The 12,708-nt window shown below is 45.5% G+C and carries 15 protein-coding genes and 1 pseudogene; 8 read left to right on the top strand and 8 right to left on the bottom strand.

Annotation, left to right across the window (positions count from 1 at the left end; translation table 11 throughout):
- The 6 genes and pseudogenes from JKK62_RS09060 to tnpB all read left to right on the top strand — a co-directional run.
- Positions 1–232, top strand: a pseudogene (locus tag JKK62_RS09060) (NAD(P)H-dependent oxidoreductase); the annotation flags it as partial.
- A gap of 307 nt (positions 233–539) precedes the next feature.
- Positions 540–1,475, top strand: a complete 936-nt coding sequence (locus JKK62_RS09065; protein WP_201427628.1) for a hypothetical protein — start codon at positions 540–542, stop codon at positions 1,473–1,475.
- A 1-nt stretch (position 1,476) separates the two neighbouring features.
- Positions 1,477–1,677: a DNA cytosine methyltransferase gene (locus JKK62_RS17780; protein WP_201427629.1), complete on the top strand. Its 201-nt coding sequence runs from the start codon at positions 1,477–1,479 to the stop codon at positions 1,675–1,677.
- Positions 1,678–1,758: 81 nt separating this feature from the next.
- Complete coding sequence (locus tag JKK62_RS09075) at positions 1,759–3,045, top strand: glycosyltransferase (RefSeq protein WP_243411804.1); 1,287 nt, start codon at positions 1,759–1,761, stop codon at positions 3,043–3,045.
- Positions 3,046–3,211: 166 nt separating this feature from the next.
- Entirely contained in the window at positions 3,212–3,343 is a 132-nt protein-coding gene (tnpA, locus tag JKK62_RS17785) for an IS66 family insertion sequence element accessory protein TnpA (RefSeq protein WP_279380620.1), read from the top strand.
- Between the two features lie 218 nt (positions 3,344–3,561).
- Positions 3,562–3,918 carry an IS66 family insertion sequence element accessory protein TnpB gene (gene tnpB, locus JKK62_RS09085; protein ID WP_201427630.1) on the top strand — a complete coding sequence of 119 codons (357 nt, stop codon included), beginning with the start codon at positions 3,562–3,564 and terminating at the stop codon, positions 3,916–3,918.
- 853 nt (positions 3,919–4,771) lie between these two features.
- Here tnpB and JKK62_RS09090 read toward each other — a convergent pair.
- The 5 genes from JKK62_RS09090 to JKK62_RS09110 form a co-directional block, all read right to left on the bottom strand.
- Complete coding sequence (locus JKK62_RS09090; protein WP_002575864.1) at positions 4,772–6,283, bottom strand: recombinase family protein; 1,512 nt, start codon at positions 6,281–6,283, stop codon at positions 4,772–4,774.
- Positions 6,284–6,377: 94 nt separating this feature from the next.
- Complete coding sequence (locus JKK62_RS09095) at positions 6,378–6,569, bottom strand: hypothetical protein (RefSeq protein WP_321118048.1); 192 nt, start codon at positions 6,567–6,569, stop codon at positions 6,378–6,380.
- A gap of 4 nt (positions 6,570–6,573) precedes the next feature.
- The gene (mobV, locus tag JKK62_RS09100) at positions 6,574–7,518 is read right to left on the bottom strand and encodes a MobV family relaxase (RefSeq protein WP_002575862.1); all 945 of its coding nucleotides are present in this window, start codon (positions 7,516–7,518) and stop codon (positions 6,574–6,576) included.
- Between the two features lie 173 nt (positions 7,519–7,691).
- On the bottom strand, positions 7,692–8,087 hold the full coding sequence (locus tag JKK62_RS09105) for a replication initiator protein A (RefSeq protein ID WP_002575861.1): 396 nt from the start codon (positions 8,085–8,087) through the stop codon (positions 7,692–7,694).
- A gap of 111 nt (positions 8,088–8,198) precedes the next feature.
- Entirely contained in the window at positions 8,199–8,612 is a 414-nt protein-coding gene (locus JKK62_RS09110; RefSeq protein ID WP_002575860.1) for a cysteine-rich VLP domain-containing protein, read from the bottom strand.
- Positions 8,613–8,840: 228 nt separating this feature from the next.
- On the opposite strand from JKK62_RS09110, the gene JKK62_RS09115 reads away from it, so the two are divergent.
- Both JKK62_RS09115 and JKK62_RS09120 read left to right on the top strand, forming a co-directional pair.
- On the top strand, positions 8,841–9,104 hold the full coding sequence (locus JKK62_RS09115) for a hypothetical protein (RefSeq protein ID WP_002575859.1): 264 nt from the start codon (positions 8,841–8,843) through the stop codon (positions 9,102–9,104).
- A gap of 78 nt (positions 9,105–9,182) precedes the next feature.
- Positions 9,183–9,983, top strand: a complete 801-nt coding sequence (locus JKK62_RS09120) for a helix-turn-helix domain-containing protein (RefSeq protein WP_002575858.1) — start codon at positions 9,183–9,185, stop codon at positions 9,981–9,983.
- Positions 9,984–10,063: 80 nt separating this feature from the next.
- Here the strand turns inward: JKK62_RS09120 and JKK62_RS09125 are convergent, their stop codons facing one another.
- The 3 genes from JKK62_RS09125 to JKK62_RS09135 all read right to left on the bottom strand — a co-directional run bounded on the left by JKK62_RS09125 (position 10,064) and on the right by JKK62_RS09135 (position 12,477).
- A complete protein-coding gene (locus JKK62_RS09125) occupies positions 10,064–11,284 on the bottom strand; it encodes an MFS transporter (protein WP_002584949.1) in 1,221 nt (406 codons plus the stop codon).
- A gap of 375 nt (positions 11,285–11,659) precedes the next feature.
- Entirely contained in the window at positions 11,660–12,121 is a 462-nt protein-coding gene (locus JKK62_RS09130) for a hypothetical protein (RefSeq protein ID WP_330622421.1), read from the bottom strand.
- The gene (locus JKK62_RS09135) at positions 12,118–12,477 is read right to left on the bottom strand and encodes a helix-turn-helix transcriptional regulator (protein ID WP_201427631.1); all 360 of its coding nucleotides are present in this window, start codon (positions 12,475–12,477) and stop codon (positions 12,118–12,120) included. Before JKK62_RS09135 ends, JKK62_RS09130 begins: the two co-directional genes overlap by 4 nt.
- Between the last annotated feature and the right edge of the window lie 231 nt (positions 12,478–12,708).

A 12,708-nucleotide genomic window follows, 5' to 3' on the forward strand; every position in this document is an offset into this window, starting at 1 on the left:
TAACGAAAATGGGTTGCCGGTCGGCTTATGCAAGGCGAATTACCTCTACTACGTCACCACCGCCGGCGGTCCCTACGACCCGACCTACAGCTACGGCTATATCGAGAGCCTCGCAAAAATCTTCTTCGGCATTCCGAAAACGCATTTAGTGAAAGCCGAAATGCTTGACATTGCCGGAAACGACGCGGAGAAAATCCTAAACAACGCGATCAACAGCGTACTCTTTGATTAACTGCCGCAAAAATGAGACGTGCTCAAAAATCGCCGACACCGCGCGAACGCTCTTTGTCGGGTACTCACCCTGTTTTTCCCAACAAATCGCACACAGGGCGATACACGGCGAAACAAAGGTGAATTATCCTTCCCCTCTGCATTTGGCTATCTTTTCTTCTACTTATACTTTTACAAAAAAGGGGATATACACAAAACCTAATCACTACAATGGCTCCGTAGGTCAAAGTATTTTCTTATCGCTCGTTACAAATCTTTAGAATTAATAAAGCAACTTTACGTTTTCAGCAAATATTAGCAGGTGTTAGATGGACAAGACTATAAATGCAACTGTTTTTTCTGCCGAAGAATTTTCGCCATACGAAAAAACTATTTATTACTTAGCGATTTCTGCAAGCTTGATCAAATCTTACCCAATAGCCATAGATGATATCGGCATTATTTCATCCCTGTTGAAGGTAGATGACACTCTTCTTAATAAGGCTCTTGATATGTATTCTGGCGAAGCTCTCCCTTTTTATGTGGCTTTTGGAAAAGATATCATTGAAATAAATGATTCTTCCAGTGCGGATTTGTTTTATGGCATTTTACAAGCTGTTTGGATTTACAAAGCATTAAATCATTTATCGCTTTCGACCGAAAAAGAAGCAATCATTGAAAACTATCGTTGTTTTAATTACTGTATAGATAGATTCAATATGCTGAATTCATTCTCTTCTGTTTTTGAAAGCGTATCGCAAAATCTGTTTTCTTTGGAATACTCTGTTTTCGGGAATAACACATTTTCACCCGCTGAACTCCTAAAAACTATAGAAACTATACTCTTATGCGAAGTGGATGAAGCAAAAAATGTGCTTACAAATGAAAGCGATTATATATACAATTGTTTACCTATACTTTACCGTTCTTTTGAATTTGAAATAAAAACAAGAGTACATACAGTTTATTTAATTCTATCAACTCAAATTATTAAACATTCTATTTTTTTCAATGGCACTATTAAGCAAATTGCCAATGAAATGTATGAGCACCTTTTGGGTATGTTGCAAAATGCTTGGCTTATAGCTGCACAAGTAGAATTATTACCAATGCAATATTCAGATATTCCTGAAAAGCGAACTCGAAAAGACAGAACAACTAGGATACAATTGTTGTACGGATACCCAAACTATGATTCATACTGCATTCGTTTAGATTTGAAACATAAAGGTCAAGGATTCGTTCATTATAACAACAAAAGCTAATATGGGCACTTGGTATGACCGAGTACCCATAATAAAAGATAACTACGGAATCCGCACCATTACACCTTATGAGTGCTTGGCGTTAATGGGATTTCCGGAAGAATTTAAAATTGCCAATATACCACTGAAAAGCGCATACAAACAAATCGGCAATTCCGTTTGCGTACCAATCATTAAAAAGACAGCGAAACAGATTTATTGAAGAATCCATCCAAGAAGAAATGGAGCTTACAGACGGAGTAGCCGCTATAAAAGAATTTGAGTCTTTATCGGAGGACAAATAATGGGTACCAGCAGTATTGGCAGAATTATTTCTATTGATACCTATAAAATAATAGCGGAATTATGTCTAATAGAAATGGAGCATAAGGAGGTATTAAAAATGAAACAGATAAATACAGGTATCAAAAACCTGAGAGCATTAATTGTTCCAATGGCAGCCATGGCAGAAACCTCCGGACCTTCCTCACGGTGCAGGTTATTGGCAGAAGGTTTCAGGAATGTTGGGATCAAAACTGCAGTCTGCATGGCAAAAGATCCAAATTATAAAGAGATATCCGATATACCAAATTATTATCTTGATGTTCCGATGCCTTTCGGACTGCCTGAGTTTATTGCATCGCGGACTTTTCCTGTCGCTCAAAAGTTGGGGATCGTTTCAAAAAAGGCAGTAAACAGCTTTGACCAGGTTCTTTATTTTACCGGGAATCTTGACTACCGCTATTTAACAAAAAGCGTTGCTTCAATTCGGAAAGCCATACGGGAATATAAACCTGATTTTATATATTCAGAATTCAATATTTCTGCCATCATAGCCGCCAAAAAAGAGAACCTCCCGCTTTATGCTACTGTCAGTTACCCTACACAGCATGAATTTTCACATAAAACCTCTCTTGCAAAAGGACTAAACAAATTGTTAAGTGATTTGCACCTTCCGAAGGTTGATTCGGCACTCAAGTTATTTGACTGGCCGGAACAAAAATTCTGTCCAAGCATCCGAGAACTTGAACCTATTGAAAAGCCGGATGTATACTATTGCGGTTCTTTTAAATCTGTCAAAAAAATGGACTTTAATAGAGATAAGATCGTTGTCTATATGGGAAACGGTACTGTATCAGCTTCAAAGATGCTGAAGGTTATATGCAAAGCTTTTAGTAACAGTTCATACGAAGTTTTCATTGCTTCCTCCTATCTGAAAGAAAAAACTAATGACAACATTCACATTGCACACCGATGGGATTTTAATACATTACTTGATGAATCGGTTTTATTCATCAATCACGGCGGTCAGAACAGTATTGTTGACGGTCTGCTTCACGGTGTACCTCAGATCGTTGTTCCTGGAAAAGTCTTTGAAAGAAAGTTTAACGCAAAATGTATCACAGACACACAATCCGGCGTAACCGTTGAATATAAGGATTTTGATGAGGAGCATATTAGAGCTGCAGCCAATACCGTCATTAACTCAGCTATAATGGTCAAAAACGCAGAACAGCTTGGAAGAAAGCTTTCAGAATGCGGAGGAATAAATGTAATCATCAACAGGATATTTTGCTGTTTAAGTCCATAACTGACGTCATTTTAAAGTAAGCGTCAAATCCCGATCGTCTTTCTCCACGAAATCTGAAAAAGTATAATAAACTCCAAGTAAACATTCAGACCAAATGAGAAAATCTAAAATAGTCTGAACAAGTCCAATGGAGTAAATCAGAGTATTTTAGACGGAGGTAAGACAAGTGGAAAAGACGGCAAGTGAAATAGCGATGGTAAAGAAGAATGTCCGGCTGCAGGAGTGGGAACGACAGATCGAAGAACAGAAATCGAGCGGTCTGAGCGTTCAGGAGTGGTGCCAACAACACAGCATATAACCCAAAACATATTACTACCATCTGCGCAAGGTAAGAGAAGAGTTTCTGAGGTCAGGCAAATCTGAAAATACACAAGCACAAATAGAAGCAGAAAGATCTGTAGTACCGATCCTGACCACCTCATCAGATAGAAATATAACCATCGAGAAAAACGGGATGCGCATTACATTGCCGGAAAGCATTTCAGCAGATATTTTAATTGCGGTGGTGGATAAGCTATGCTGAACGATCTTCCTTGTGGAACGCAGGTATATCTTGTCACAGGCTACACTGACCTTCGCAGGTCAATAGATGGTCTTGCAGCCATTGTGCAGGGTCAGCTCCGGCTTGATCCATTTTGTAAAGGATTGTTCCTGTTTTGTGGTCGTCGGTGTGACCGTATCAAAGGACTTCTTTGGGAAGGAGACGGATTCCTGCTGATTTACAAGCGGCTTGATAACGGCAGATTCCAGTGGCCTCGAAACGAAACAGAAGCAAAGCTTCTGACACCGCAGCAGACACGTTGGCTTTTAGAAGGACTGAAAATCGAACAGCCAAAGGCTATTCGTGACGGAAAGCCCGGCATTCTCTATTAAAATACAGTTATCGAAAAATTAACACAAAAAGGTAGAATCAGCCCTCCGTTTCTGATATGATAAATGTATCATTCAGGGACGGAGGATTGTTGTATGCCGGATCAGGAGCGTGAAAAATATCTGAAAGAGATCAGTTCACTGCACGCTGAAAATGCGACACTCAAAGAAGAAATGGCGTAAGCGTCAAATAACCGGTGTATAGAAAACCCACGGAACAGGAGATAGTATCCCGAACCGTGGGTTTAGATTTACAGTGATATGATAATATTCCCGCTGCGTTTGGCATGGAGATAGATCTCTTTAAAATCAGAGGAATAATTTTTTCCGAAATGCATATTCGTGATGGAAACCAATCCGTCAGAAATAATAACATCTTTCCACGGAAGCAGTGTTACGGTCAACAAAACAGGCGGTTTTCGTTTACGATACTGAATCATTTCTTCCCAGGTTGAAAACAGACCATTTACAAGATATACTCTCCGGTTATCAGTACTTATAAATACCGAACCTTTTTTCAAATGCCTTTCAAGTATAAAATCTCCTGTAATATGTCGTTTCCAACTGCTGACAAGTTCACGACATTCATCATTCAGATTTGTCTGTTCAAGGTATTCGTCTATCAGATGATCGTTTGTCCAAAGTGTATTTGCAACTCTTAAAGCATTTTTGACATCAATACCCTTTGATTTTTCAAACCTTACAGTTTTGTATTTCTGTATGAAGAAAGTTTGTGTTTAACCATTATGCTGTTATCATATATGATAACAAATCAGTGAGGTGATTTATATCAAAGTAAAGTACAGTTTACAAGGGACTACACAGGGTAGGTATCTGACGGGAGGGGTGCCGCCAGTCAGATTTTCCATGTGATGTTCAAGCTGTCGCTTGTGGCGGCTATGGTGGTGATCATCAAATCCACCACACGCCGCTTGTCATCAAAAGATACATTCTCCCAGGTATCGAGGTAGCCGGAAATCTGGCTGACCTGTTCCGGGCTGATGGCCTCCACAGTCAACTCCGCTATCCTTGCCAGAAGTTCCTGCTTGCGCCCGTCCAGTTCCGCTATCTTCACATTCACATAGGAGAACAGGACATTGTTTGCCCCCGTCAGACTGTCCACCAGCTTTTCAATCTCGCTGTCTACATGGGCAAGTTCCACTTGCAGGGCGGTGATTTTCGGGTTTGCCTTTGCCGCTTTCTTTTTTCCTGTCAGCGTCTTGTAGCTTGCCAGCTTCTTTACCATCTGCTGATAAACAACCGCTTCCAGTTCCGAAGTGATGATTTTCCCACAGCCAGGACAGCTTTTATTGTCCAGCCGTTTCGTGCAGCGGAGATACTGTTTGCCGGAGGGATTGTAGATACTCATAAGAGCATACCCGCAATTCCCGCACTTGATTTTTCCTGCCAGCCATGTGTGGGTGGCTTTCCGGGCAGACTGGATTTTCATGTTGTTCATCAGCTTCTTGCGGCAGGTCAGCCAGGTGTCGGAGGGGACGATACCCTCATGGGGAGCCAGTACCAGCATTTGGTCTTTTAAGTCGTTTTTCTTGCTGGCCTTTACATCTCGCCCTTGATACAGATAGCAGCCGTTCATGCCCGTAAAATCGGCAACGTCATTGACAATGACTGTACCTTGACTTTTGAAAAATTCGTACACATCAAGGTCTGCCTGCACATAGACAGGATTGCGTAACATCTGCGCCAGCGTGGGGCGTATCAGCTCTTTGCCATGGAACAAAATCCCCTGTTCGGCAAAGTACCGGGTAATGTCCCCGTAGGAAGTTGTGGGCTGGGCGTACATCTCAAACATCAGCCGGATATTGGCCGCTTCCTCCGGGTTTACCACCAGCTTCTTTGTGTTGATACCGTCCATCTTGATAGGCTCCGTATGGAAGCCGTAAGGGGCTTTCCCGCCCATCTTAAAGCCCCGCTGACTGCGGGAGTAGTAAGCGTCCGTTACCCGCTTCTGTATCGTTTCCCGTTCAAGCTGGGCGAACACGATACAGATATTCAGCATGGCCCGTCCCATCGGCGTGGAGGTATCAAACTTTTCCGTAGAGGACACAAACTCCACATTGTACTGCTGGAACAGCTCCATCATGTTGGCAAAGTCCAGAATGGAACGGCTGATACGGTCGAGCTTGTAAACCACGACCTTTGCAATCAAGCCCCGCTTGATGTCCCGCACCAGTTCTTGAAACTTCGGACGGTCTGTGTTCTTGCCGCTGTACCCTTTGTCTGTGTATTCCTTGCAGTTACCGCCTTTCAACTCGTATTTGCAAAATTCAATCTGGCTTTCAATGGAAATGCTGTCCTTTTTGTCTACCGATTGTCTTGCATAGATTGCGTCTATCCGATTGTTCATATTGTCGCTCCTTTTCTTAAAAAAGAAACGGAGCTGCTGACAGTTCTATTATACCGCCAGCAGCCCCGCAAATCAATGATGGGTTTGGAAAACCTTATGTCCCGGCTTCCTCACTCTCCCGCTTGTCGGCGTACTTGCGGAACACCTCATAAAGCTGCTGTTCCAGTTCCCGGCGTTTGGCTGCTTCCTGTTCCGGCGTGAACACCGGGGAGAGATTTTCCAGTGTGATTTCCTTTCCCTGAAAAGTCACGATTTCGATTTCCTTTTTGTATCTGATATTACTTATAAGATCACCTTTCCTTTCCATGCTGCCGCTGTTGCCGTTTCAGTTCCGCTAAAATCTCCGGCGGGATACGGTCAACCAGCCGCCGCATATCGTCCAGTTCGCTTTTTAACTTCGCCCGTTCCATCGTGTCATTCATCTTGCCTTTTTCGCTGGCCTTTGCCCTGACTTCCAGCTTTTCATTTTCCGCTAACAAGTCATTGATTGTGACCTTGTATTTTTTCAGTTGCCCGGAGAAGTTCTCCATCTGCGGAAACCACTTTTTCAGCATGGAGAGGGCTTCCTCTTTCTTCTTTCCGGCGTTCAGCGGGGTAATGCCGGAGAGAACCGCTTCAATGGCCCTCGCCTGTTTGGAGAGGTTGACCGCCTGTTTGAACAGCCGGGTGGGGATATGCTTCCGGCCCGTCTTGCTGGCGCTTTCCCCACGCTCCAGGTCGGGGTACTGCTCCACCATACAGGCGTGAAAATCGTCCTGCCACTTCGTCAGATTGGCCCGGTTGCCGATAATTTCTTTGGCGCACAGGCGGTTGTCCTTTGTCAGCGGCACAAAGACCAAGTGCAGATGGGGCGTTTTTTCATCCATGTGTACCATAGCCGAAACGATGTTCTCCCGGCCCACCCGGTCAATGAGGAAGTCCGCCGCCCTCTGGAAGTAGGCCGCTATCTCCTTTGGGGACTTGCCCTTGAAAAACTCCGGGCTGGCGGTAATCAGCGTGTCCACAAACCGAGTGCTGTCCTTGCGGGTGCGGCATCTGGCCTGCTCGATGCGGCTCTGAATGAAATGGTAGTAGCGGCCATCCGGCTTGACGATGTGGAAATTGTACTTGCTCCGGCTGGTGTCAATGTCCGGGTTGCTGGCGTACTGCTCCTTTTTCCGTTCATGGTGGGCTTCCAGCGGCCCCGCCGGGTGGCCCTTGTGCTTCTCAAATCGCAAAATTGCGTGTTGTGCCATTGAACTCCTTTCCCCATTCCATTCCTTTCCGGCGGGTTTTCCCGCCGAAAATATCTCTGATAGGATTGGAATGGAATGAATGTAAATAGATGGTTTTAATCTCTGTATTTCTATATACCGTCAGATTTCCGTACTTCAAGAGGATTGATTTTCGTACTCGCCAAGTACGGTTTTCAGCCCTCCGGCGTACCATAACCGGATTTCTTGAAGTCGGTGTTTGGAACCGCTTCATAGGATTTCGGGTAAATGCGGTTGGGTTTTCCACAGCCCTGTTTCTGGATTTCCACCAGCCCCGCATACTGCAACTCCCGCAGGGTGTTGACCGCTTTCTGCCGCCCGCAGCGGAGCAAAGCGACCACCTCGCAGATGGGGTAGTACAGGTAGACCCGCCCGTACTCGTCCGCCCAGCCGTTCTTCCGGGACAACTCCGCCCGGCGCAGGACAAAGGCATACAGCACCTTCGCTTCGTTGCTCAAGGGCTGGAATGTGGGTGCTTCAAAAAGGAAATTGGGGAGCCGGGTGAAACTGAACGCCTTTTCCGGCTGGTGAATATAAATCGTGTTTGTCATAGCGTGTTTTGTGGACGGTTAGAGGCCCGTTTTCCGGGGCGAATGATAAATGATACCAGCCGCCCCGGTTGAGGGCTTGCGGAGCCTTGCAAATCAAGGCTTTTCCCGCTCTTAACTGTCCACAGCAGACCTCCTTTTCCGTTCACTTTCTGTTTTCTGCCGCCTGTGAACTCTGGCGGCGCAGTCCGGGCAGTATTTGCCCCGGTTGGACTTCGGGACGAACACACCGCCGCACTCCGCACAGCGTTTCAAGTCCCTGTCCCGGTAAATCTCCGCTTCCAGCGTCCTGTCCAGCGGCAAGACCGCCCAGCGGAACCACTTGCAGCAGACGGAGAACGAAATCATCTGCGGACAGGCGCAGGTGTCGCCATCGTCCAGCGCAAGGCAGTTTCCGTCCTCGCAGTTGCAGCACTCCCGGCGTATCAGGCCGCTGGCTCGTCTCTTCTGGGGCGGGGTTATGCGGTAGGGGGAGCCGTCCGGCCTGTGTTCCAGCGGCGGCAGGTGTTGATAGGGTCTTTTGCTCATGCGTCCCTCCGTTTTCTTTGGCGTGTTCTGTTTCCAAGGTGCTTGTCCATCGATGAACTATCCCAAGTCTACACCTTTTTGACCGCCTGTGCCGTATATCCAAGAGGTAGGAAATCAGCCTGAAAAACTCCCTATTTCCACGCTCTCGGATTTGTGATATAATCAAAAAAAGATAAAAGACAAATTCAGGTTTCTGGTCTTCTTGCACAAAATAAAGGAGGAGCTATTATGCAAATTGTTTATATTCCAAGCGAATCAATGTCTGTTCAAGGTAAAAAAGATGAAATCTATAAAAGATATGGGAAAGACTGGAATATTAGAGAACAGGGAGGAGGTAACGGAAATTGGTTGTTGACCAGAAAAAGTGATGTGCTTGTAGATGGAAAAAGTTATCGTACTTTTGTACTTGAACACTACGGTAAATCCAAGCTGACAGCGAAGCTTGTTGATAAATTTCGTGAAGATGTAGCAAATGGTAAAATAAAACTGTAAATGCCTATGCCGTTATGCTATGAGCATAGTACATAGCATAACGGCTTCTCTTTCGTTGAGCTAGCAAGGAGGGTGAATATGTCTTTATCCATACAAGAGCGATTAAAAGACCTACGTGTGGAGCGTGGCTTGACGCTGGGGCAGCTTGCGGAGCAGACCGGGCTTTCCAAGTCTGCGCTGGGCAGTTACGAAACGGAAGACTTCAAGGACATCAGCCACTATGCCCTTATCCGGCTGGCGAAGTTTTACGGTGTGACCGCTGATTATCTGCTGGGGCTGTCTGAAATGAAAAATCACCCAAACGCCGATCTTGCAGACCTGCGTTTGAGTGATGAAATGATTGACCTGCTGAAAAGCGGGAGGATAGACAATACCCTGCTGTGTGAGCTGGCGGCGCACCCGGATTTCCCCCGGCTGATGGCTGACCTTGAAATCTATGTGAACGGAACGGCACTGAAACAGGCGCAGGGTGCAAACGCCATAGTGGACACGATGAGCGCAACTGTTATAAAAAAGCATAATCCTGGCATGAGTGATACGCAGTTAAGACAGCTTATCACCGCCCATATTGATGAGGACGAGTTTTGCCGCTATGTGATACAACGGGACATAAACGGGATTGCCCTTGCTCTGCGGGAAACACACAAGGACGATTTTTTCAGCGTCCCAGAGGATAACCCGCTAAAAGAAATGCTGGAAACTGCTGGTGAAATCGTCAGCCAGGACAGCGACACGGAACAAGCGTACTTGGCGTTTATCTGCAAACGGCTCAAGCTGAATTTTAGGAAGCTGTCAGTAGAAGAACGGAAGTGGCTGAAAAAGATTGCGGAAAAATCCGACTTGCTGAAGAATCCAAAACCGCAGAGAGGACGAAGATAAAAAATGCCTGAACGGCGGTTCTGGTTTTTCAGAACCACCATCCAGGCATTTTGTTTAGTAATAGAAAAAGGTGCAGTTGATTATTGCGTATTGTCAATCTCTCTCAAACCGGGTAGTAAAAATACGGCAAGCGCAACGATGATAATGCCAATTCCGCAAATGACAAACCATTTCTCAACTCCCAGCCGCTCCGCCAGAGGCCCGGAAATGACAAGGCCAAACGGCATGGCGAGGGAAGCGGCGCTTGTCAGTAGAGAAAAAACTCTCCCCAGATATTCTGGTTTGACCGTTTCTTGAAAAATCGCATTTTGCACACCGTAAAATGGAGCGGAAATTCCCATAACAGTACAGCACACAACAAAGACAAGAAATGCGTCTGGCGGCAAAAGCCCGGAGAGCATATTGCTAACGCCCATCAGGAGAACGGAAAGACCGATGGTGTACCGCCGTTTCTTAAAACCGCCCCAAATGCTCAGAATGACTCCGCCAAGCAGCATACCAACCGCAAAAGCAATTTCAGCGGCAGAGGCATGGGCCGGTGTTCCTTTGAAGTATGACATACAGATGAGAGGAAAAAGCGTACTGATTGGCATATAAAAGAACATATAAATTACACCAATCCAGAGCAGAGCAAAGAGGCCCCTGTTTTGCTTTAATACCACATACCCCTCTTTCATATCCTGTAAAAACTGTTGTCTTTTCGTTTCTGGACATAGTTCAGGCGTTGGTATGGACGAAATCGCAACAGTCACACAGGCAAGGATTGCACCCACAATATCTAACAATATAATTGCATTAAGAGGCCAAACAGCATATAAAAACGCTGCGGCAGCTGGACTGATAATCGCACTTACTGCTTGCATGGTCTGCGTGTAACCAGCGCATTTTGTAAGTTCCTCTTTTGGCACAATCATAGGTGTTGCTGCGCTGAATGCTGGAGAATGAAAAGCAGTTCCCGCACTTCGGATTAACAGGACAACCATAATAGACCATACGGGCAATTCCATGTAAAACGCCACCAGCGCCAGAATACCGCCAGCGGCGGCAATTATCAAATCCGCACCAATCATTACGCTTTTACGGCTGTGCCGGTCAACAAAAGCACCTGCAAACGGGCCTAAACAGGCTTGCGGCAAAAATCCAATCAGTGTTGCCGCCGTCAATATGATTGCAGAATTAGTTTTCGCAACCAAATAAAAGATAATGGCCATTTGCAAAATACCGCTGCTAATAAAGGATATTGCTTGTCCGGCAAGAAGTGTAAAATAAGTTTTTCTCCATGAATTGTTGTTTTGGGTCATAATGCGAACCTCCTTTTTTATTGCATTGTTCCTTTGTTTCTGCAATAAAAAGCAGGCGTTGTCCCACAGAGAGGGCAGACGCCTGCATAACAACAAAGCACGAAAAAACACCACGATACAGTTCAAAGACTGCTCGTGTCAAACCTACGTGTTCCTTTGCATACGCACGCAAAAAAAGCCCACCATCATGTGGAAAGGTACTTCTACTTTTTATTGCTTATTAGCGTACACAAATTAACACACGTAAGCCTCCTTCCAATCTCAAACTGTCGCACAGTATAACACACATCCGATAGACTTGTCAACCATTTTTAACCTTGTTTTCCATCTTGTTTTTCCATCTCTTACGGGCAGTAGCAAAGCCAGGCGAGCCAGTCAACGGTCAAGATGAACGGCGCTTTCAGCGCCGCCGTTGACAGTCTCGCCCGTCTTTGCTAATGGGTAATCAAGGCGGGAAAGCCATTTTAGGGCTTTCCCGCCCATTTCAATTTTGGGAGAAGAAAGGCCCCAAAATGAACGAGTGCGGCCAAACACTTTTAGGGATTGGCCACCTTGTCCACCCATCCAGCGGGGCGGCGGGGAACGGTCAAGGCCGGGCGTCAGCCCATTCATTTCAGCCTTGACGGTTTCCTGCCGTCCTGCTACTTTTCCCGGAGTGTGGCCACACATCTGGTCACGGTGGCCAGAAGTACGGCGGGTTTGGGGAGCAACCCCAACAAGCATTTTTGCCGCCCCGGTGGGGGCGCAAAAAAAGCAAGTGTCCATACACTTGCATTGCTTGCCGCTAACGCGCACCCCCGGAAATCCCACAAAAAAAACGGAGGCAGCGTTTTTCACACTTCCTCCGTTTCTTGGCTGTCTTTGACAGCTCTGATTATATTTTCCACAAGGCGCAATTCCTTTTCGGACATAGAGCCGAGCATGATATTGATACGCTTTTTGCAAGCGTCATCTGCGCTCATGCCTGGATAAAAGAACTGATCCACCGATATATCGAACTTTGTCACCAGCTGATAAAAGATATTCAGGCTGGGATGCTGGCCGTCGTTTTCATGGTACATGACGGTACGGGGATCGCGGTCAATAATACAGGCCAGTTGCTCCTGTGTCATGCCGCTGGCTTCTCTTTTGCGCTTAATTTCGCACCCTATATCGTGGAAATCAAATTTGCGCTCATCGCGTTCAAATTTCATAGACATCACCCAATGTAATTTTATATTTCAGGTAGTAGTATTTGAACGAATTACATTTTCGTGCAACTGCTGACTTGAACACACCGGTACTTTCGAGACTAATCTTCGTTGGTCTAACAGTATAAAAAGAAAACTTTTGAATTATACTCCAAAATACTTGACCGATTCGGTTATTGGTGCTATACTCTAAATAACCGAAACGGTTAATATGTAAAAAGGAGGAAATGAATT

The organism is Ruminococcus difficilis, assembly GCF_016680995.1.